Source organism: Comamonas sp. Z3, from assembly GCF_008121565.1.
Taxonomy (GTDB): domain Bacteria; phylum Pseudomonadota; class Gammaproteobacteria; order Burkholderiales; family Burkholderiaceae_C; genus Comamonas; species Comamonas brasiliensis.
On record NZ_VOQU01000004.1, the window covers coordinates 469,964 to 489,853 of the forward strand.

Sequence of the window (19,890 nt, forward strand, 5' to 3'; positions counted from 1 at the left end):
TCATCGCAAGAGAAATTCGTATGCAGAGCATGACCAACCACTCTTACAGCCTTGGCGAACTGGACAAGGAAGCCCGCATGGGCGGGCAAGGCGCAGAAACCTCGGCGCGCGAAGTGCGCGTCATAGACATCAGCGACTTCGAGCAGCGCAAGCAGGAGATTGCCGAGCAGATCTGGAGCGCTTCGGTAGAAATCGGCTTCTTCCAGGTTTCCGGCCACGGCATAGCCCAGCCCGATATCGACGCCGCATTCGGCAGGGCCGAACAGCTATTTGCACTGCCGCCCGAAACCAAGGCGCAATGGCCGCTATCGCGCAACGCAGGCTGGGAGCACAAGGCGCAGATCCGCCCCTCCACGCGCACCCCCGACCAGAAAGAGTCCTATCAGGTCACACGCCCACGCATGCAGGGCCTGTGGCCCAGTGAGCAAGAACTGCCCGGCTTCCAACAGGCCACGCTGGCCTTTGAGCACCAATGCTGGCAGGTGGGTATGCAGCTGCTGTCCTGCTTTGCCTACAAGCTGGGCTTTGACGAGGAGTTCTTTACCCGCGCGCATGACCCCGCCGTGCCCAGCTACCAGAGCACGCTGCGCATGCTGCATTACTTTGCCGTGGACCCTGCACTCAAGGACGAAATCGGCCTGTGGCGTGCAGGCGCACATACGGACTTCGACTGCCTGACGCTGTTGTTCCAGCGCGCCGGCCAGGGTGGGCTGCAGGTGCTGCCCGGCAAAGAGGCCGATGCCCAGCAATGGACGCCCGTGAAGCCCGTGGATGGCGTCATCACCTGCAATATCGGCGACATGCTGATGCGCTGGAGCGACGACCAGTTGCCCAGCAACTTCCACCGCGTGCGCAACCCGCAGCCCCATGAGTACCAGGGAGCCCGCTACAGCCTGGCCTTCTTCTGCCAGGCCAATGAAGATGCGGTGATCGAAGGGCCGGCCAAAAAATATCCGCCCATCACAGGGGCGGAATATTTGCGTCAGCGCATCAGCGCCAATTTCTCGAACAAGTACTGACCCTCCCTGAGCAGCCCTGCCGCGTCCCCCCAAGGAGGACGGCACCTTCGGGATGAGGCGGCCCTTCCTTGGTGCCCCCAGCTTGGCTGGTGCGCCGGTTTCCGGCCTCCGTCTTTGGCACAGTGTGATGTGGCCTGAATTGAAACGACAAGGCCCCGGAACCCGGGGCCTTGTCGGCAATCAGCGCCGGAGCGGATCAGCGCAGCGACTCGATGAGATCGATGTACTGTTGCTTGGCCTCATCGGGTGTCGTGCCTTCCAGCTTGGCCCAGGCATCCCACTTGGCGCGGGCCACCATGTCGGTGAAGCTGGGCTTCTTGGCTTCGTTGTCACCCTCGGTCGCCTGCTTGTACAAGGCATAGATCTTGAGCAAGGTGGCGTTATCGGGACGCTCGCCAAGCGAGGTGGAATTCTTGACGGTCTCTTCAAACCGGGCGTTCAGATCGGACATGAAAGGTCTCCTGGGCTTTGATAATCGAGGCCAGTGTAGCCAAAAATCAGCCAAATTAGAACGACCGTTCTTTTTATTTCACAAAGTATCGCAACGCCGGCAAGCAAGCAGCCCTTTGCGGCACGCGCTCCCTCAGATCCGCCTCTTCGTGATTCTCCTCGCGGTAGCAGCAACGCACTGCCTTCAGAACATCATGCGCAGGCCCGCATCAAAGCCCAATGCGCTGCGCGGCTGCATGCCGGGGCTGTTGCTGTAAGCCGGTTGCGGCATGATGACCGGGCTGCTGACGGCCAGCGGTGTCACACCTATCACCGCAGGATTGTTGTGTCCATTGCTCACGCTGATACGTGACACCGTGGTGTAGAGCGCCGTGCGTTTGGAGAGGTTATGCACATAACCCAAGGCCAGCTTGTTCACCGATGCGTCGCCGGCTCCCTCCCCATCTTTGAATTGCACCCTGGCCACAGACGCCCTGAGCTGATGCAGTCCGACAGGGATTTGCACACCAGCCAGAAGCCCGTCATAGCGGTCTGTGGCCCGCACATCGCTGCGCGCATTGCGCACCTGCGACCACTCGCCCAACACGCGGACCGGACCGAAGTTGTACGAACCTCCCAGGTTCAGGGACTTGATGGTTTCCTTGCGGCCGTTCAAAGTGCCCAGCATGCTTTCGCCATAGCCCAGCGCAATATCGGTGGGGCCACTGGCCCAGCCAATGCGTCCACCGGCATAGCGGCCGCGCCTGGCATCATTTTCCGGGAAGGCGTACATCAGTTGACCATAAATTCCGCCCAGCCCGGTCGGCAGGTGGTAGCCGATGGAGTTGTTGGCGCGCAGATAATTGTCCGTGCCTGCCGACAAACCGTTTCCCAGCAAGCGTTCGGGCAGCGTGCCGCTGGTCTGCGTACGCAGCGCACGGTTGATGGCCAGGTTGCTGCTGACCACCGCCAGCAAGTTGACGCCCACGCCGTTGACGGAATAGGGATCAAAGGCCCAGTCATTCAGAAACGACGGCGTGTGATCACGCCCAAGGCGCAGCTCGCCCCAATTGCCCGCCAGGCTGACGGTGGAGCGTCGCCCAAAGTTCAGCGCGCCGCCGCCCGTGTCGTTGGTCACAGGCGCTTCCAGCCACATGCTGGCAGACATTCCAGCACCCAGATCTTCAACCGCACGAACACCCAGACGGCTGGCCAGATTACCCGAGGGTGACAGCGCCCAGATACCTTGGCTGGCCGTGCGACCGGAGCCATCCCAGGAATTGCTGCGCACCATGTAGCGGCTGACGCCCGCATCCATGACGCCGAACAGCGTCACAGATGACTGAGCGCTGGACAGGCTGCTGACGGACAAGGCAAAAAGACACCAGAGGTAGCGTGAAATACGTGGCATGTCATGTCTCCTTTTCGTTATGAATTCGCGGTATTGATCCGCAAAATCACTCTAGAAAAGGACGGCTGCAGTTCTTGTGCAGTTGATGCCATTCATTGCTTATTTGGTGCCATGTTCCCAAGGTGAAATCCCTAGGAATGTCGTCCTGCCACATGACCAATGTCCGACAGAAAAAAGCCGGCGCCTTGGAAAAGGCACCGGCACAGATTTTCGCAATGGCTTTACCCGCACAACATTTGCGCCCAGCAGCTCATGGCACGAGTACTGTGGCCCCCACAGTCTTGCGCGCTTCCAATGCGCGATGGGCTTGTGCCGCCTCGGCCAAGGCAAACTCCTGCTGCGGCTCGCTCACGATGCGCCCCGCCAGCACGTGCTCGAACAGCTCTGCAGCCATCTCCAGCATATGTGAGCGAGGCTGGATGTAATGCATCATGGCCGGCCTGGTCATCCAGATCGAGCCTTTGGCGGCCAGCAGCGATGAGTCCACCAGCACGGAGCCGGAAGAAGTTCCGTTGCTGACCAGCGAGCCAAGCGGCTGCAGGCAATCGAGCGAGTCCATCAGTGTGTCCTTGCCTACCGAGTCATAAACCACGGGAACGCCCTTGCCTGCCGTGATTTCCTTCACTCGCTCGACGATGTTTTCACGCGAAGTCACGATGGTGTGCGCGCATCCGTTCGCCCTGGCCAGTTCGGCCTTCTCATCCGTGCTGACCGTTCCAATCATGTTGACTCCCATAGCGCGGGCCCACTGACAGGCAATCAGGCCTACGCCTCCGGCAGCTGCGTGGTAGAGAATGGTTTCACCGCCCTGCAGCGGATAGACCTGACGGAACAGATACTGGGCCGTCATGCCTTTCATCATGAGTGTGGCTGCAGTACGGTCTGAAATTCCGTCGGGCAACGGAATCAGCACTTCTGCAGGCATCACACGCGCCTGCGCATAAGCGCCTTGCGGACCGATCAGATAGCCAACGCGGTCACCCACCCGGATATCCGTCACACCCGTTCCGACGGCCTCGACCACACCTACGGCATCCGAGCCCAGCCCGTTGGGCAAGGCCAACGGATAACGCCCGGAGCGGAAGTACACATCGATGAAGTTGAGCGCGATATAGCTATGTCGCACACGCGCCTGGCCCGGGCCCGGGTCTCCCACGGCAACGTTTTCCAGTCGCAGAACTTCTGGACCGCCAGTCTCGTAAAAGCGAATGGCCTGAGTCATGAAATGCTCCTGTATCAATTGTTCACAGCGAGGTGCAGCAAGCGCTGCAAAGCAAAAGTCCGGGCATCCTCAGCCGCAGACATGCCCGGACCGATAGACGAGCCGATTCAGTTCAGCTTGATGCCGAAATTCCTGACGATCTCACCGTTGCGCTGGTATTCGGCCTGCAGATCGACAGACAGCTGCTCCAGAGTGCGCTCCTGCCTGATGGGCTCGAAGCCGGTGGACAGATAGCGCGCCTGCACCGCCTGGCTGGCGTTGACCTTCTGCAGCGTGGCATTGATCTTCTCCAGCAACGGCTGCGGCGTCTTTGCCGAAGCAAAGACGCCGGCCCAGTTGCTGAAATCAAGCTCCGGATAACCGACCTCAGCCATCGTCGGCACATTGGGAAAATCGGACAAGCGGCTCTTGTAAGCAACGGCCAGCAGCTTGACCTTGCCGCTGGGAACCAGCGGTTTGGTGGTCACGGAGCCGTCGAACATCAGCGGAATCTGATTGCCCATGATTTGTGCCAGTGCCGGTGCAGAGCCTGGAAACGGCACATGCTGCATATCCAGGCCGGCCTTCTGATTCAGGATCGCCCCTGCGTACTGCGATGCCGTCCCCTGGCTGTAGGAGGCAAAGGACAGCTGACCCGGATGGGCCTTGATATAGGCAATAGCCTCCTTGGCATCCCTGGCCGGGAACTGAGGCGAAGCAATGAAGACCATGACGGAGCGTGCCATCTGCGAGACGGGTCTGACATCCTTCATGGCATCAAAGCCCCCCTTGAGCACATGCGGAACCTCGGTCAGGATATTGGTCACCGTCACCAGCAAGGTATTGCCGTCTGAGGGCTGGGACAGCATGTATTTCACCGCCATGGCTCCACCGGCACCGGGGCGATTTTCCACAATCACAGGCTGTTTGAGCTCATGCGCCAGCTGGTCGCCGATGATGCGTGCAAACACATCGATCGTGCCACCGGGCGGGGCAGGAACAATGAGCTTGACGGGCTTGTCGGTGAACGCGAGGGCGCTGCCAGTTGGCAAAGCTGCAGCCAGAGCAATGGACAGCAGGACTGGAATGCGTTGCATCGTGCGCTCCTTTGAACTCAGGCGACTTTGCGCAGAAAACCCTGCTGAGCACCGTTGCGATTCGGAGCAAAGCCGTTCCTTGTCAGGCTCTCCTCCACCGTGTCGTAGAACACCCCGATCTGGCAGATCTCGCGTGCCTGGGCAGGAGTGGCGATGGGGCGGCTGCATTCCTTGGCAATGCGCACCAGCTGCTCGATCTGCTCCACCGTGCCCATTTTTCGGGTTCGGGCCTGATTCCATAGATTGTCTTCGGTGCCGCAGCGCACATGCAGGCCCATGGCGATGCCCATGAGGTTGATCGGCAGCACGTTCAGCACCGAGGCCTCCACCGTGAGCACCGCACCGTCGGGCACGGCGCGCACAAAATTGGCCAGGCTGTAGACACTGGGCTGGTCCATGCCGCCGCCGATGGCCACCCAGTTCAGCACCAGCGGACCTTTGTAGATGCCGCGACGCATCAGCCGCTCAACCGACTCGAAGCTGTTGATGTTGTAGCACTGGAAAGCACTCTGAATGCCGGCCGCACTCAGGCGGCGTATATGCTCTTCGGCCCAGCCCGGCTGTGCAGGCACGGTCATTTCCTTGTAGGCATTGAACACCGCCGGGTCCTCCATCGAAGTGCCCTCGATATCCCGCGCATCGAACTGCTCCAGAATGTTCATCTGCGAGGTATTGATGGTCACCGTCACCTGATCGGGCTTGGGGTCCAGCTCGGCCAGCATGTGGCGGGTATCGTCAGACAGCCATTTGGCGGCCGCGCCATCGGTTTCGGGTGCAAAGCTGATCGACCCACCCACCTGGATGATCATGTCCGGGACGCGGGCACGCACGCCGGCAATCAGCTCGTTGAACTTGGAAAGCCGCTTGCTGCCGCGACCGTCGAGTTCACGCACATGCAAGTGCAGCACCTGGGCGCCGGCGTGGTAGCAGTCCACCGCTTTTTGAATCTGCTCCTCCATCGTGACGGGAATTTCGCCGGGGAAGTCCTCCGGCAGCCACGAAGGCGCATAGGGAGCTGCAGTGATGATGAGAGGCTGCTGATTTTCGGCAACCAGGTGGCCGTCGAGGAAATTCATGATGGTGTCTCCGTTGTTATATGAATGCCATGCCCGCGCTCGGAGCCTTGCGTGCAACTGTGCCTGCATCGCACCGCTCGGTCAGGTTCTGCGCCTTGCCACGGGCGCTTTCCGATGCTCAGAAAGTCGGTGTGCCGATGATCCCGGCGCGCTCCATCTTTCGATGGCAGGGCGGGTAGTCCATCACCGCGTAATGCTGTGTCGCGCGGTTGTCCCAGATGGCGATGCTGCCGGGCTCCCAGCGCCAGCGGACCTGGTACTCGGGGATCGCGGCCTGGCTGATCAAGAACTGCAGCAGACTGGATGAGCCCTGGGTGAAGTCCTGGCCCACACGCACATTGGCGGGCGTGTGGAAGTTCGTGAAATGAGTGGTGAAGCCGCTGACAAACAGCACTTTTTCACCAGTTTCCGGATGTGTACGAACCACCGGGTGCTCCGCATCCGGAAACTGCGCCTTGAGGGCCAGACGCTTGTGCGCAGGCATGGCGGCGCCAAAGGTGCACTCGATGCTATGACGTGCCCGCAGCGGGGCTATCACGTCCTTGATATGCGATGGAAGCATTTCGTAAGCCAGCGCCATATTGGCCCACATGGTGTCGCCGCCAACCGGCGGACATTCGACGCAGCGCAGCACGCAGCCCATGGGCGGCACCTCGCGCCAGGTGGCATCGCAATGCCAGGAGTTTTCATACCGGTCCAGCGGCTTGTCCGGCGTCTTGTAGATCTGCACCAGGCCGGGATGATCGGGGTCGCTGTCGACCACCGGGTGGTCCTCCAGCTCGCCAAAACGCCGGGCAAAACCGACATGCTCGGCGCGACTGATTCTCTGGTGACGCAAGAACAGCACCTTGTGCTTGAGCAAGGCCGCCTTGATCTCTGCGAAAAGCCCATCATCGCGCAGCGCATCCGCCAGTTGCACATCGACCAACTCCGCGCCTATGGCACAGGTCAGAGGGTTTATCTGCATCACTGTCTCCTACACTTTTTTGAACCCAGGCTTGTTGCTGGTCTCTGCCGCCCGGTAAGTCCACTGTAGAAAACCTGTGTCACATAGGTTGTGCATTTCATGCCGCACGCTATGCATCTCATGCCAGAATTTCTCCGACTTTTTGCGTGGAGCAGTCATGGTCACTTTTGTGCGCGCGGCATCTCTGACGAATTTCTCGGAACTATTCAGCGAACTGGGAGGAGACCCTGATGCGGCATTGCGTCGTGCCGGCCTGCGCCCAGCCGTGGTGCGCGAGCAGGATCAGCTGATCGATGCATTGACGGCCGGACGCCTGCTGGAAGAAGCTGCAAGCATCACGGGTTGCGAAAACTTCGGGCTGCGCATGGCGCAATCACGGCAGGTTTCAAACTTCGGTGTCGTCAGCCTTTTGTTGCTGCACCAGCCCACCTTGCGCAAGGTGCTGAGCACGCTGATCGAGCATGTGCACATGCTCAATGAGTCGCTGGTGATTCATATGGACGACGCCAATGGCGTCGTGGTGCTGCGCGAAGAGTTCACCCTGCCGGATGCATTGCCGCAATCCATGGAGCTGGCAATCGGCGTGCTGTTTCGCACCTGCAACCTGCTGCTGCATGAGCAATGGCGCCCGCTGCGGGTCTGCTTCAGCCACTCCGCGCCCAGCGACACCGGCCTGCACAGGCAGATGTTTCGTTGCCGCGTGGAATTTGATGCGGACTTCAACGGCATTGTGTTTCGCACCGAGGACCTGGATGCACCCAACCCCTTGGCCGACCCGGTTCTGGTGCGCTATGCCAAGACCATGGTGGACACCACGCAGCAGGGCCGTCAGGCCTCCGTCGGCCAGCAGGTGCGCAAGGCCATCTATCTGATGCTGCCCTCGGGCAATGCCACCTGCATCTGCGTGGCCCAGGGTCTGGGGCGCAGCGTACGGACCCTGCAGCGCGAGCTGGACGGTGAAGGCCTGAGCTTTACCGGGCTGCTGCAGGAGGTTCGCTCAGATCTTGCCCGGCGCTATGTGCGCAACCCGGACTACCCTGTAGGCCAGATCGCCACCATGCTGGGCTACAACAGCCACAGCGCCTTCACACGCTGGTTCGGCACGCTCTTTGGCTGCCCGCCCGAGGTCTGGCGTGAAAGAAATCCTCCACCCAGCCCGCAACGGCGGGCCCAAGCCTTCAGCCGCGCGTAGGCTGGTCCAGCCAGCGCTGGGCCAGCTTGACCCAGAAAGTCGCGCCCAGCGGAATCAGCGCATCGTTGAAGTCGTAGCTGGGGTTGTGCAAGGTGCAGGGACCGCCGCCATGGCCCAGGGCGCGGTGATCACCATCGCCGTTGGCGATAAAGCAGTAGGCACCGGGCCTTTCCAGCAGCATGAAGGCAAAGTCCTCGGCACCCATGGAGGGCTCTTGCGGCACCACACCGGCATCGCCCAGAATCTCGCGCATCACGGCCTGCGCAAACTCGGCCTCGGGGGCCGTGTTGATGGTGGGCGGGTAGTTGCGCACGAACTCGAACGTGCATTGCGTGCCATGCGCGGCACAGACGGCCTCGCTGATCTGCTGCATGCGCTGCTCGATCAGGTCCAGCACCTCCAGGGTGAAGGTACGCACCGTGCCCTGCAGCTCCACGCTGTCCGGCACGACGTTGGTAGCCTCGCCGGCATGGATCATGGTGACCGACACCACGCCCGCCTCAATGGGCTTGACGTTACGGCTGACGATGGTCTGGAAAGCCATGATGAGCTGGGCCGCCACGGGTACCGGGTCCACCACCATATGCGGCATGGCCGCGTGGCCGCCCTTGCCGCGTACCACGATCTTGAATTCGTTGCTGGATGCCATGGCGGGCCCGGCCCCCACGGCCATGGTGCCGGCCTTCATGCCCGGCCAGTTGTGCATGCCAAACACCGCCTGCATGGGGAACTGCTCGAACAGTCCGTCGTTGACCATCTCGCGAGCGCCGCCACCGCCTTCCTCGGCGGGCTGGAAGATGGTGTAGACCGTGCCCTCGAAGCTGTCGCGATGTGCGGCCAGATATTGCGCCGCCGCCAGCAGCATGGCCGTGTGGCCGTCGTGACCGCAGGCATGCATCTTGCCCGCATGGCGGCTGGCATGGTCAAAGGTGTTGAACTCCTGCATGGGCAGGGCATCCATATCGGCACGCAGGCCGATGGCACGGCCGCTGCTGCCGCCGTCGCGGCCATGGATGATGCCCACCACCCCGGTCTTGCCCAGACCGCGATGGATCGCTATGCCCCATTGCTCCAGCTTCGCCGCGACCAGGTCCGAGGTCCGTATTTCCTCAAAACACAGCTCCGGGTGGGCGTGGATATCGCGACGCAGCGCGGCAATGTCAGGGGCGCTTGCTTGAAGTTCGGGCAGCAGGGCCATGCGCTCTCTCCTTGGGGTCATCAATGGCAAAGATGCCATGATGGCCCAAAGCGAGAGAGCTTGCGCCCTGCACGCCTCAAAGCCTCACACGCGGACCTTGCCGTCGCCTGTGAGCATGGACAGCTCGACAAAACGCGGCTTGCCGGCCTGTGGGCGGAAGGCGATCGGGAAACCCGCCACCTGCTGGCCATTCATGGCCTCCAGCGCCGCCACCAGGCCATCGCGCTGCAGCCGGCCAGCGGCAGCAGCGGATTTCAGCGCCTCGCCCACGACACGGGCGGCCAGATAGCCCTCCATGCTCGAGTAATCGGGCTGCAGCGACGCACCGCTTTTCTGCAGGGCGGCCTGAAACTCGCGTGCCAGCGGATGCGAGGTCTTGAACGGCGATGGCACGACCTGGGTGACCACCACCCCCTCGGCCTCCTTGCCCAGTGCCTGCGCCAGTGCCGAAGTACCCACGAAGGAGACGTTGTAGAACTGCCCGCCATAGCCAGCCTGGCGTGCTGCTCGCACAAAGGCGGCACTGGCTGCATAGGTGCCGACCTGCACGATCACGTCGGCCCCCAGCGGCACCAGGGTCTTGACGGCCTTGGCCACATCCCGGGAGTTGCGTTCCACCGTGGCGGCGCCCACGGGCTTGAGGCCGTGACTTTGCAGCGCCTGTGTCACTCCCTCAAGACCGGACTGACCATAGGCATCGTTCTGGTGAAACACCGCGATCTTCTGCAATCCCAGCGAGACCAGCTGCCTGACCATGAGAGCGGTTTCATCGGCATAGGAGGCACGCAGATTGAAGACCGCCTGGGCGAGCTTGGGTTCGCGCAGACCTGCCGCCCCCGTCAGCGGCGCAATCAGTGGCAGCCTGGCTTTCTGCAGCAAAGGCAGTGCCGCCATGCTGGTGGGCGTTCCCAGATAGCCGAACAAGGCCATCACATCGTCGGCAATGAATTTCTGGGTATTGGACACGCAGCGTTCGGGCTCGTAACCGTCGTCCAGCGTGCGCAGCTCCACCTGGCGACGGCCGATGCCGCCCTGGGCGTTGAGCTGATCGAAGTACAGCTTGGCGCCCTGCGCGAACTGCGTCCCCAGCTGTGCCGAGGGGCCGCTCAGCGCACAGGATTGCCCGAGCACGATGGGCCCGCCCGCATCCTGTGCATAACTGGCGCCGGTCAAGCCCCCGGCCGCCACAGCTGCTGCTGCATTCATGAATTGACGACGGTTCCACTCCACTCGCTTGTCTTGCATTGCTCTCGATCTCTCTCTCTACGGCTACTCATTGCTACGGGCTGGATCGGCCCGCTTCTGGGGTCTTGCACCTCAGGCTTTTTGGCATGGATGCGCGCCGCATAATAGGCCCACAAACCGGTCTTCAGCCGCAATTCGGTCCAGATTTTTCGAGCCCACGACATGCCTCATATCGTTCAAGTACGCGGCGCCTGCCCGCATGACTGTCCGGACACCTGCGCCCTGGTCACCACGGTGATCGACGGCACGGCCACCAAGGTCCAAGGCAATGCGGACCATGGACACACGGGCGGCGTGCTTTGTGCCAAGGTCAGCAAGTACACGGAGCGCACCTACCACACCGGGCGGGTGCTGCAGCCGCTCAAACGCAGCGGCCCCAAGGGCAGCGGCCAGTTCACTCCCGTGAGCTGGGACGAAGCCCTGAGCGATATTGCCCAGCGCCTGCACGGGATTGCCCGGCGCGCGCCCGAAGCCATACTGCCCTACAGCTATGCCGGCACCATGGGTCTGGTGCAGGCAGAAAGCATGGACCGGCGCTTTTTCCACCAGCTTGGCTCCAGCCTGCTGGACCGCACCATCTGCGCCAGCGCCGGCAGCGAGGCACTTACCGCCACCTATGGCGGCAAACTGGGCATGCGCGTGGAGTTCTTTGCCGAAAGCCAGCTGATCCTGATCTGGGGCAGCAACAGCATTGCCAGCAATCTGCATTTCTGGCGCTATGCGCAGGAAGCCAAGCGCCAGGGCGCCAAGCTGATCTGCATAGACCCGCGCAAGAGCGAAACCGCCGACAAATGCCACGAGCACCTGCAGCTTCTGCCCGGCACCGATGCGGCACTGGCATTGGCGCTGATGCACGAGCTGATCGTGCACGACTGGCTGGACCACGACTACATCGCGCAACACACCCTGGGCTGGGAGGCACTCAGGGCCAGAGCCTTGCAGTGGCCGCCCGAGCGCGCCGCCAGTGTCTGCGGCCTGAGCGTGGAACAGATTCAGTCCTTGGCACGCGAATACGGCACGACCAGGCCTGCGGCCATTCGCCTCAATTACGGCATGCAGCGCGCGCGCGGCGGCGGCAATGCCGTACGTGCCGTCGCCTGCCTCCCGGCCCTTGTCGGCGCCTGGCGTCACCGCGCGGGAGGACTGCTGCTGTCCGCCTCTGGCGTCTCACCGTTCAACCGCACGGCGCTCCAGCTGCCACAGTTGCTGGGCGAGCGCCGCCCACGCACACTGAACATGAGCCAGATTGGCGATGTGCTCCTGCATGAGGGCGGCGCCGGCTTCGGCCCCAAGGTGGAAGCCGTCCTGGTCTACAACAGCAACCCCGTCGCCGTGGCGCCCGAGTCTGCCAAGGTGGCTGCGGGCTTTGCGCGCGAAGACCTGTTCACCGTGGTTCTCGAGCATTTCATGACCGACACCGCAGACCATGCCGACTATGTGCTGCCCGCCACCACGCAGCTAGAGCATTGGGACATCCACGGCAGCTACGGTCATACCGACGTACTGCTGAATCGCCCGGCGATTGCCCCCCAGGGCCAGGCACGCAGCAATGCGCAGATCTTTCGCGATCTGGCCATGCATATGGCCAGGCTGGACCCCGCTTTTGCGGCAGCATGTTTCTCGGAGTCCGACGAAGCTCTTTGCCGTGCAGCGGTTGCACATACTGCGATTGATTTCGAAGACCTTCTGCAGCAGGGCTTTGCCCATATTCCGCTGCCCGATGCGCCATTTGCCGAAGGTGGCTTTGCGACGGCTTCGGGCAAATGCGAATTCGACAACCCCGCCCTGGCGCGGCTGGGCGTCAACACCCTGCCCGACTATCTGCCCAACTACGAACCGCCCACGGCCGCCTACCCGCTGGCCATGATCTCGCCGCCGGCACGCAACTTCCTCAACAGCAGCTTTGCCAATGTGGCCAGTCTGTCCCGTATGGAAGAGCGCCCGCTGCTGGAGATGCATCCCGATGACGCGACTGAGCGCGGCATTGCCGACGGCGACCCGCTGCGTGTCTTCAACCGGCGCGGCGAGCATGTCTGCCATGCCGCCATCAACGGCCGTGCTCGCGCAGGCGTGGTGGTGGGCCTGGGCATCTGGTGGCGCAAGCAGGGAGCCAATGGCACGAACGTGAACGAGCTGACGCATCAGCAGCTCACCGACATAGGCCGGGCCCCCTGCTTCTACGACTGTGCAGTGCAGGTGGAAAAGTTCAAGGACTTGTCGCTGTAGAACGGCTGCATGGTGGTTGACCATGAGCAGGGCCCCGGCGCGAGGAACCATAATGCAGGCATTCAATGAATATGCGGCCGGGGTCTGAGCCTGTCAGAGCACACAGGTACAGTGCAGAGCCGCCCTGCTCTCGCGACATCATCTGTGAAGAAATCTCTCCCCTGGCAACGCCGCCTCGCACCGACCCGACTTGACCTGCGCCGCCTGATTCTGGTCCTGACCATCTGCAGCGCGCTGATCCCGTTTCTCAATACCTTCTACGCCGGCTATCTGGTGCAGCGCCAGCAGCTGATAGACAACACGCTGGAAGGTCACCACGCCTACGCGACCAAGCTGGCCAAGAGCACGGATGACTTTCTGCAGTCCGCCCTGCAACAACTGGAATACAGCGCCAGTCTGATGGGGGCGCACATGGATGACATGGGCTATCTGGCCAAAGAGGCCACGCGTCTGCGCCTTCAGACCAAGAGCTTCAACTCCGTCACCATCATCGACCCCACGGGCTATGTGCTGGCGACATCGCCCGAAACCCTGCAGATCAAGGGCAAGACGCTGCAAAGTGCCGGGGTGACACAGACCTTGAGCACCCGCGGCCCGGTCATCAGCCAGCCCTATATGTCCACTGCCGGAAACTACATCGTATTTGTCTCGCAGCCCATTTTCGGTCCTCAGGGCGAATTTCTGGGAGCGGTGGGCGGCAGCATCTACCTCAAGGAAGACAGCATTCTCGACACCCTGCTGGGCTCGCACTTCTACCAGGACGGCACCTATGTCTATGTGGTGGACAGAAACAAGCACATCATCTATCACCCCGACAACCACCGTGTGGGCGATCAGGTGATCAACAACGATGTCATCAACGCGGTCATCCGCGGCGAGTCGGGCACGGCACCTGTCGTCAACAGCAAGGGCGTGGAAATGCTGGCCGGCTATGCCGTGATCCACGCCTCGGGCTGGGGCATCGTGGCCCAGCGCCCCAAGGCTGCCACGCTGGCGCCGCTCAACATGATGATGCGCTCCGTGCTCTACAAGACCCTGCCCATCGCCCTGCTGATGCTGGTGGTCATCTGGTGGAGCGCACGCCGCATTTCCAGCCCGCTGCGCCAACTGGCCAATGGCGCGCACGATATGGACAAGCCCGAAACCGCGCAGAACATTCAGGCCGTCAAGTCATGGTACTTCGAGTCTTATGAACTCAAGAAAGCCATGCTCAAGGGCCTGAACCTGCTGCAACGCAACATCACCAAGCTGCGCGAAGACGTGAACACCGATCCGCTGACGGGTCTGGGCAACCGCCGCCATCTGGAAGCCGCCATCACCGCCTTCCAGACGCAGGCACTGCCGTTCTCGGTGATTGCCATCGACATCGATCACTTCAAGCGCATCAACGACGGCTTCGGCCACGATACGGGCGACGAGGTACTCAGGCAGCTCGCGCGCACCATGCGCGAGGTCTCTCGTATCGACGACGTGCCCTGCCGTATGGGTGGCGAGGAGTTTCTGCTGCTGCTGCCCGGCACGGTGCCGGAGGCGGCCGCGCATGCCGCCGAGCGACTGCGTCAGCTGGTCGAGAAGATGGAGATGCCACCGGTGGGCCACATCACCATTTCGCTGGGCGTGGCCCACTGGCCCGACAGCGCTCCCGATATCAAGGCCGTCTTCCAGCAGGCCGATGCCATGCTTTATGCAGCCAAGCGTGGCGGACGCAATCGCGTCATGGTCAGCGAAGCCAGCGTGCCTCCCGGCGAACTCTGAGCCCGGCAGCACCGTAGCCCCCCCCTCAAAGGCGTATCCGCAATCACAGCGGATACGCCTTTTTTCCGCCTCATTGTGTGACTCCATTGCACCAATTTGGCCATTGATGCTTCAAATTAGTGAGCATGCACCACAAGCGTCAAAAGGGCAGGATGCCAACCGCTCTGAATTACATAACAAGCCACTGATTTCATTGGAGTAATGCTTGGCGGCCCGTCCCTGGCATAGCTCTTGCTGAAAACCCTTGCCCCGCAACCCCGGATGGACAGCGGAATACACAACAGCAAAGGAATTTCAGATGCCAGAGCCAAGCAAGCATGTCAGCCGCAGACAACTGCTCTCGATGATCGGAAAGGTCGCGGGCGGCAGTGCCATGTACCAGGCCATGAGTTCACTGGGTTATGCAGCCGAATCGCATTACAACGGTCCGGTCAAGCTCGGCAACGCCAGGCCGGGCGCATCGGTTCTGGTGCTGGGCGCAGGCCTGGCAGGCATGGTGGCCGCTCATGAGTTGCGCGCTGCGGGCTACAAGGTGCAGTTGCTTGAATACCAGAGCCGCGCCGGAGGCCGCTGCTGGACGCTGCGCGGCGGCGACGAGTTCAGCGAACTGGACGGCACGCGCCAGACAGTGGGCTTTGCCAAGGGCAACTATTTCAACCCCGGCCCCTGGCGCGTGCCCTACCACCACCATGCGATGCTGGACTACTACAAGCGCTTCGGCATCAAGCTCGAAGCCTTCAACCAGGTCAACTACAACGCCTATCTGCACAACAGCAAGGCCCTGGCCGGCAAACCCCAGCGCTTTCGCCATGTGCAGACCGATGTCTATGGCCATGTAGCCGAGCTGCTCGCCAAGGCCACCAACCAGGGCGCACTGGACCAGAGCGTCAGCCAGGAAGACAAAGAGCGCCTGCTGGAGAGCCTGAAGGCCTGGGGCGTGCTGGACAAGGAGTACCGCTACCGCGCCAGCAACGCGGTCAGCGATTTCCGCGGCTACGACATCGACCCCGGCGGCGGCCTGATGGCGCTGGCCAAACCTTCGACGCCGATGGGCCTGCACGAGCTGCTGGAATCCAATCTGTGGCGCCAGATGGGCGTGGGCAATATCTACGAGTTCCACAGCGCCATCTTCCAGCCCGAGGGCGGCATGGACATGCTGGCCCAGGCCATGGCGCGCGCTCTGGGCTCGGCCATCCGCTACAACGCCAAGGTCACCAGGATCGCCCAGAACGACAAGGGCGTGACCGTCGACTATGTGGACACCCTCAAGCCCGGTGCCACGCTGCAGGCCCGTGCCGACTGGTGCGTTTGCACGATTCCGCTGTCCATCCTGAGCCAGATCGAGGTGCAGGCCGGCAGCGCCATGCAGAACGCGATTGCTGCCGTGCCCTATGGCAGCTCCATGAAGGTGGGCCTGGAGTTCAAGCGCCGCTTCTGGGAAGAGGACGAGCGCATCTATGGCGGCATCAGCTACACCGATCTGCCGATCCAGCAGATCTCCTACCCCTCCACCGGCTATATGGGCCGCGGCCCCGCCGTGCTGCTGGGCGCCTATTCCTTCGAGAACTCCAACAGCTATCGCTTCTCCTCGCTCAAACCGGCCGAGCGCGTTCGCCTGGCGCTGGAGTACGGCGCGCAGATCCATCCGCAATACAAGCAGGAGTTCCTCAATGGCGTATCGGTCGCCTGGCATCGCATGCCCTGGATCAACGGCTGCTTCGGCAACTGGACCGACGCAATGCGCGAGCAGCACTACAAGGACCTGGCCCAGGTCGACGGGCGCCTGGTGCTGGCGGGCGAGCATGTCTCGTACATCCCCGCCTGGCAGGAAGGTGCCGTGCTGTCCTCGCTGGATGCAATCCAGCGTCTGCACGCCAAGGCATCCAGCCTCTGATCGTCCATGTCTGCCACAAGGAACTTCACCATGCACACCTTGCACCGTCTTTGCGCCGCTGGCGCCCTGGCCCTGGGTCTCTCCGGCGCCGTCCTGGCCCAATCACATGGCGTGAAAACCCAGGATGTGAAAAACCTGCAAACGCTGCAGTCTGCGGCAGTCCTGTCCATCTCGCCCGCCGACACCCAGGCACTGATGCAGAACTTCTCGACAGTCCGCCCACGCTTCAGCCAGAGCGGCGGAGAAACCCTGTACCAGGCCATCTGCCAGGGCTGCCACATGGTCAAGGGCGAAGGTGCCAAGGGCGCGGGCTTCTACCCAGCGCTGGCCTCCAACCCCAAGCTGGCGGCCGCAGCCTACCCGGCCTCGGTCGTCATGAACGGCCTGCACGGCATGCCGTCCTTTGCCAGCAAGCTGTCCGACGAGCAGATTGCAGACGTCGTGAACTATGTGCGCAGCAGCTTCGGCAATCAGTACCCGGACAAACTGTCTGCTGCCGATGTCAAACCCTTTCGCGTCACCCCATAAATCCATTCAGGAGATCACATGAGCTTCCCCTCCCTCTTCAAGACCGCCACCACCGCCGCCCTGCTGGGTACGGCAGCATTGATCACCGGCTGCGCTGCCACCACCTCCGGCAGCGGCGATGTGCTGCGCTACAAGACACCGGGCTCGACCTTCCCCATCGCCGCAGCCGTGGAAATCCCCACCGATGCCCGCACCGTCTACCTCTCCGGCAAGGTGCCGCCCGTGGTGGACAAGTCCAGGACCGCCACTGATCCTGCGGCCTACGGCGGCGATACCGAGGGCCAGACCGTCGCCATCCTCAAGGGCCTGGAAGAGCAGCTCAAGAGCATGAATCTCACCATGAGCGATGTGGTGAAAATGCAGGTCTTCCTGGTGGCCGACCCCGCCAAGGGCAACAAGATGGACTTTGCCGGCTTCATGCGTGGCTACACCCAGTTCTTTGGCACGGCCGCCCAACCCAACCTGCCCGCACGCTCGGCCTTCCAGATTGCTGCCCTGGCCAACCCGGCCTGGTATGTGGAAATCGAGGTCGTGGCCGTGCGCGCCGCCAAGCCCGTCAAGTAAGCAACGCGCCGGCCCTGCATTCATCGCCTGCCCCGTCAGCGATGAATGCCGATGCCAGCGCCGCTCAGTGGGCGGGGGACACCGTTGCCTGCTGGGCGCTGCGCGCATCGAGCGCCAGGAAGTGGTGGACCACGGGCTTGTCCGGCCCCTGGTGGTAGCGCAAAGCGGCGGCCTGCAGATCGGCGTCGGCCTTGGACACACGACCATGCTGGCGCAGATGCTCGGCCCAGGATTCAACCAGGAACCACTCGATCACCCGGCCCGGCTCACCAGTGTGCTCGGCCACGCCCCAGGCATAGGCACCGTCACGACGGCGCTCCTGGGCTACCTGCTGCATGGCTTGGAAAAAGGCGACCAGGTCTTGATTGGCAATCCGGTACTCGATCTGAATCATGACCGGACCACGGTCGTGGGCCAGGGGGTCGGCCAGCAAAGGCTCGGGCCAGTGGTTGGACGGCTGCAGATCGGCTTCGCCGGTGGGCAGCTTGACGCGGTGGAAGACCAGGGACACCAGCACCAGGCCCACGGCTCCGATCAGCAGCGTGACCGGCAGTCCCAGCTGGCCGGCGATCAGGCCCCAGCCCAGGCTGCCCAGGGCCATGGCGCCGTTGAACACCATGAGGTAGATGGCAAGACCCCGGCCACGTACCCAGTTGGGCAACACCGCCTGGGCCACGCCGTTGAGCGTGGTCAGCGCAACAATCCAGCCAAGACCCAGCACCAGCATCAGCCCCACGGCAGCCCACTGGGGCGGCGCCAGGGTCAGCGCGCCCATGACCAAGGCTGTCACCACAGAAGCCAGCAACACCAGACCGTCGGTGTCGAGGCGCTTGCGCAGCTTGGGCAGCAGCACGGCACCCAGGATGGCACCGGCACCTACGGCGCCCAGCATCACACCGTAGAAACCGGCCGTGCCACCCAGCATGCGGCGTGCCACCAGGGGAAGCAAGGCCCAGACCGAACTGGCGAACAGGAAAAAGACCGCAGCGCGCAGCAGCACCACATGCAGCTCGCGACTGGCACGGGCATAGCGCACACCGGCCCGGAAGGCGCCGAAGAACTGCTCGTTGAGCGCCGAGGCCTCGGCCTTGGGACGTTTCCACCAGATGAGGGCGGCAATCACGAACACATAGCTGAGCACGTCGAGACCGTAGGCCGCAGCGGCGCCGAAACTGGCCAGCAGCAGGCCGCCGGCCGCCGGACCGATGGCACGGGCGATGTTGATGCCCAGGGAGTTCAGCGCCACGGCGCTCTTGAGCTCGCTGCGCGGCACCAGCTCGGGCACGATGGACTGCCAGGTCGGGCCCATGAGGGCGGCACCGATGCCGCCTACAAAGGTCAGGGCCACGAGATACTCCACGGTCAGCGTGTTCGTCTGGGCCAGCACCAGCAGCGTGCCGCTGACGGCGCCCAGCAGCACCTGCACGCCGATGAGGAAACGGCGCCGGTCCAGGATGTCGGACAGGACACCGGCGGGAATGGCCAGCAGGAAGACGGGCAGCGTGGCCGCCGTCTGGATCAGCGCGACGGCCGTGGGGCTGGAAGAGAGTTCCGTCACCATCCAGGCGCTGGCCACATCGCGCATGAAGCTGCCGATATTGCCCAGCACCGTGGCGGCCCACAGCACAGCAAAGACGGGGATGGCCAGGGGCGCAAAGCTGCCCGAGGCGGTTTTCGGGCTATCCGGCATGGGAGCCTCCGAGATCGTGCCAGGCGACGAGCAACATGCCGCCGACCAGGCCCCAGTGTTCAAAAAATGCATTGGCAGCACGCTGGCGATCGGCCTGCGACGCTGCCCAGAAACGGTCGGCCAGCAAGGCTGCCAGCACGGTGAATCCGGCCAGGGCCAGGGCCCCCAGCCAGCGGTACCAGCCCGTGATGATCAGGACCGAGCCCGCTAGCTGCAGCACCAGGGTGGTCGCTGCGATGGGGGCGGCCGGGGTCAGACCCAGAGCCTTCACCTCGGCTACAGCGCCGCGAAAATCCCGCGCCTTGCGCCAGCCCCCCTGCAGGTAGGCCGCGCACAGGCACAACAGGGACAGCGACTGCACCCAGGGTGCGGTGGCAGCGGAACGCAGCGCGTCCATG

Annotated in this window: 17 protein-coding genes; 7 read left to right on the forward strand and 10 right to left on the reverse strand. The window is 62.7% G+C overall.

Features of this window, described 5'->3' with window-relative positions; translation table 11 throughout:
* The first annotated feature begins 20 nt into the window (after window positions 1–20).
* Window positions 21–1,019: an isopenicillin N synthase family oxygenase gene (locus tag FSY59_RS14285; protein WP_050874031.1), complete on the forward strand. Its 999-nt coding sequence runs from the start codon at window positions 21–23 to the stop codon at window positions 1,017–1,019.
* A 196-nt stretch (window positions 1,020–1,215) separates the two neighbouring features.
* Here FSY59_RS14285 and FSY59_RS14290 read toward each other — a convergent pair whose 3' ends face one another.
* The 6 genes from FSY59_RS14290 to FSY59_RS14315 form a co-directional block, all read right to left on the reverse strand.
* The gene (locus FSY59_RS14290; protein WP_003050754.1) at window positions 1,216–1,470 is read right to left on the reverse strand and encodes an acyl-CoA-binding protein; all 255 of its coding nucleotides are present in this window, start codon (window positions 1,468–1,470) and stop codon (window positions 1,216–1,218) included.
* Between the two features lie 183 nt (window positions 1,471–1,653).
* A complete protein-coding gene (locus FSY59_RS14295) occupies window positions 1,654–2,859 on the reverse strand; it encodes a porin (protein WP_148729179.1) in 1,206 nt (401 codons plus the stop codon).
* A gap of 250 nt (window positions 2,860–3,109) precedes the next feature.
* A complete protein-coding gene (locus FSY59_RS14300) occupies window positions 3,110–4,081 on the reverse strand; it encodes a quinone oxidoreductase (RefSeq protein ID WP_148729180.1) in 972 nt (323 codons plus the stop codon).
* Window positions 4,082–4,188: 107 nt separating this feature from the next.
* Window positions 4,189–5,157 (reverse strand): tripartite tricarboxylate transporter substrate binding protein, encoded by a 969-nt coding sequence (locus tag FSY59_RS14305; protein ID WP_148729181.1) that lies wholly within the window; start codon window positions 5,155–5,157, stop codon window positions 4,189–4,191.
* 17 nt (window positions 5,158–5,174) lie between these two features.
* Window positions 5,175–6,233 carry a 3-keto-5-aminohexanoate cleavage protein gene (locus FSY59_RS14310; RefSeq protein ID WP_019043622.1) on the reverse strand — a complete coding sequence of 353 codons (1,059 nt, stop codon included), beginning with the start codon at window positions 6,231–6,233 and terminating at the stop codon, window positions 5,175–5,177.
* A gap of 118 nt (window positions 6,234–6,351) precedes the next feature.
* Entirely contained in the window at window positions 6,352–7,200 is an 849-nt protein-coding gene (locus FSY59_RS14315; protein ID WP_148729182.1) for a TauD/TfdA family dioxygenase, read from the reverse strand.
* Between the two features lie 157 nt (window positions 7,201–7,357).
* On the opposite strand from FSY59_RS14315, the gene FSY59_RS14320 reads away from it, so the two are divergent.
* The gene (locus FSY59_RS14320; RefSeq protein ID WP_019043623.1) at window positions 7,358–8,392 is read left to right on the forward strand and encodes an AraC family transcriptional regulator; all 1,035 of its coding nucleotides are present in this window, start codon (window positions 7,358–7,360) and stop codon (window positions 8,390–8,392) included.
* Here FSY59_RS14320 and FSY59_RS14325 read toward each other — a convergent pair.
* The gene (locus tag FSY59_RS14325) at window positions 8,379–9,590 is read right to left on the reverse strand and encodes a M20 aminoacylase family protein (RefSeq protein WP_003050742.1); all 1,212 of its coding nucleotides are present in this window, start codon (window positions 9,588–9,590) and stop codon (window positions 8,379–8,381) included. The genes FSY59_RS14320 and FSY59_RS14325 overlap by 14 nt on opposite strands.
* Before the next feature lie 84 nt (window positions 9,591–9,674).
* Entirely contained in the window at window positions 9,675–10,835 is a 1,161-nt protein-coding gene (locus tag FSY59_RS14330) for an ABC transporter substrate-binding protein (RefSeq protein WP_003050740.1), read from the reverse strand.
* A 162-nt stretch (window positions 10,836–10,997) separates the two neighbouring features.
* Between FSY59_RS14330 and FSY59_RS14335 the strand changes: the two genes are divergently transcribed.
* From FSY59_RS14335 to FSY59_RS14355, 5 genes are all read left to right on the forward strand, one after another.
* Window positions 10,998–13,061, forward strand: coding sequence for a molybdopterin-dependent oxidoreductase (locus FSY59_RS14335; RefSeq protein WP_043375424.1), 2,064 nt, complete (start codon window positions 10,998–11,000; stop codon window positions 13,059–13,061).
* Window positions 13,062–13,205: 144 nt separating this feature from the next.
* The gene (locus FSY59_RS14340; RefSeq protein ID WP_148729183.1) at window positions 13,206–14,816 is read left to right on the forward strand and encodes a sensor domain-containing diguanylate cyclase; all 1,611 of its coding nucleotides are present in this window, start codon (window positions 13,206–13,208) and stop codon (window positions 14,814–14,816) included.
* Window positions 14,817–15,114: 298 nt separating this feature from the next.
* Window positions 15,115–16,710, forward strand: a complete 1,596-nt coding sequence (locus tag FSY59_RS14345; protein ID WP_148729184.1) for a flavin monoamine oxidase family protein — start codon at window positions 15,115–15,117, stop codon at window positions 16,708–16,710.
* 30 nt (window positions 16,711–16,740) lie between these two features.
* Window positions 16,741–17,238 (forward strand): cytochrome c, encoded by a 498-nt coding sequence (locus FSY59_RS14350; RefSeq protein WP_003050729.1) that lies wholly within the window; start codon window positions 16,741–16,743, stop codon window positions 17,236–17,238.
* A gap of 18 nt (window positions 17,239–17,256) precedes the next feature.
* Entirely contained in the window at window positions 17,257–17,802 is a 546-nt protein-coding gene (locus FSY59_RS14355) for a RidA family protein (RefSeq protein ID WP_019043123.1), read from the forward strand.
* 64 nt (window positions 17,803–17,866) lie between these two features.
* On the opposite strand, the gene FSY59_RS14360 is transcribed toward FSY59_RS14355, so the two are convergent.
* Both FSY59_RS14360 and FSY59_RS14365 read right to left on the reverse strand, forming a co-directional pair.
* Window positions 17,867–19,492 carry an MFS transporter gene (locus tag FSY59_RS14360; RefSeq protein ID WP_148729185.1) on the reverse strand — a complete coding sequence of 542 codons (1,626 nt, stop codon included), beginning with the start codon at window positions 19,490–19,492 and terminating at the stop codon, window positions 17,867–17,869.
* The gene (locus tag FSY59_RS14365) at window positions 19,482–19,889 is read right to left on the reverse strand and encodes a DoxX family protein (protein ID WP_148729186.1); all 408 of its coding nucleotides are present in this window, start codon (window positions 19,887–19,889) and stop codon (window positions 19,482–19,484) included. The genes FSY59_RS14360 and FSY59_RS14365 overlap by 11 nt, the downstream gene beginning before the upstream one ends.
* Window position 19,890: the final 1 nt, after the last annotated feature.

What these genes read in the sequence shown, in the direction of transcription:
- FSY59_RS14345 (WP_148729184.1), top strand. Translation starts at nt 15,115, where the DNA reads ATGCCAGAGCCAAGCAAGCATGTCAGCCGCAGACAACTGCTCTCGATG.
- FSY59_RS14310 (WP_019043622.1), bottom strand. Translation starts at nt 6,233, where the DNA reads ATGAATTTCCTCGACGGCCACCTGGTTGCCGAAAATCAGCAGCCTCTC.
- FSY59_RS14355 (WP_019043123.1), top strand. Translation starts at nt 17,257, where the DNA reads ATGAGCTTCCCCTCCCTCTTCAAGACCGCCACCACCGCCGCCCTGCTG.
- FSY59_RS14365 (WP_148729186.1), bottom strand. Translation starts at nt 19,889, where the DNA reads ATGGACGCGCTGCGTTCCGCTGCCACCGCACCCTGGGTGCAGTCGCTG.
- FSY59_RS14305 (WP_148729181.1), bottom strand. Translation starts at nt 5,157, where the DNA reads ATGCAACGCATTCCAGTCCTGCTGTCCATTGCTCTGGCTGCAGCTTTG.
- FSY59_RS14320 (WP_019043623.1), top strand. Translation starts at nt 7,358, where the DNA reads ATGGTCACTTTTGTGCGCGCGGCATCTCTGACGAATTTCTCGGAACTA.
- FSY59_RS14325 (WP_003050742.1), bottom strand. Translation starts at nt 9,590, where the DNA reads ATGGCCCTGCTGCCCGAACTTCAAGCAAGCGCCCCTGACATTGCCGCG.
- FSY59_RS14335 (WP_043375424.1), top strand. Translation starts at nt 10,998, where the DNA reads ATGCCTCATATCGTTCAAGTACGCGGCGCCTGCCCGCATGACTGTCCG.
- FSY59_RS14330 (WP_003050740.1), bottom strand. Translation starts at nt 10,835, where the DNA reads ATGCAAGACAAGCGAGTGGAGTGGAACCGTCGTCAATTCATGAATGCA.
- FSY59_RS14295 (WP_148729179.1), bottom strand. Translation starts at nt 2,859, where the DNA reads ATGCCACGTATTTCACGCTACCTCTGGTGTCTTTTTGCCTTGTCCGTC.
- FSY59_RS14315 (WP_148729182.1), bottom strand. Translation starts at nt 7,200, where the DNA reads ATGCAGATAAACCCTCTGACCTGTGCCATAGGCGCGGAGTTGGTCGAT.
- FSY59_RS14360 (WP_148729185.1), bottom strand. Translation starts at nt 19,492, where the DNA reads ATGCCGGATAGCCCGAAAACCGCCTCGGGCAGCTTTGCGCCCCTGGCC.
- FSY59_RS14300 (WP_148729180.1), bottom strand. Translation starts at nt 4,081, where the DNA reads ATGACTCAGGCCATTCGCTTTTACGAGACTGGCGGTCCAGAAGTTCTG.
- FSY59_RS14350 (WP_003050729.1), top strand. Translation starts at nt 16,741, where the DNA reads ATGCACACCTTGCACCGTCTTTGCGCCGCTGGCGCCCTGGCCCTGGGT.
- FSY59_RS14285 (WP_050874031.1), top strand. Translation starts at nt 21, where the DNA reads ATGCAGAGCATGACCAACCACTCTTACAGCCTTGGCGAACTGGACAAG.
- FSY59_RS14290 (WP_003050754.1), bottom strand. Translation starts at nt 1,470, where the DNA reads ATGTCCGATCTGAACGCCCGGTTTGAAGAGACCGTCAAGAATTCCACC.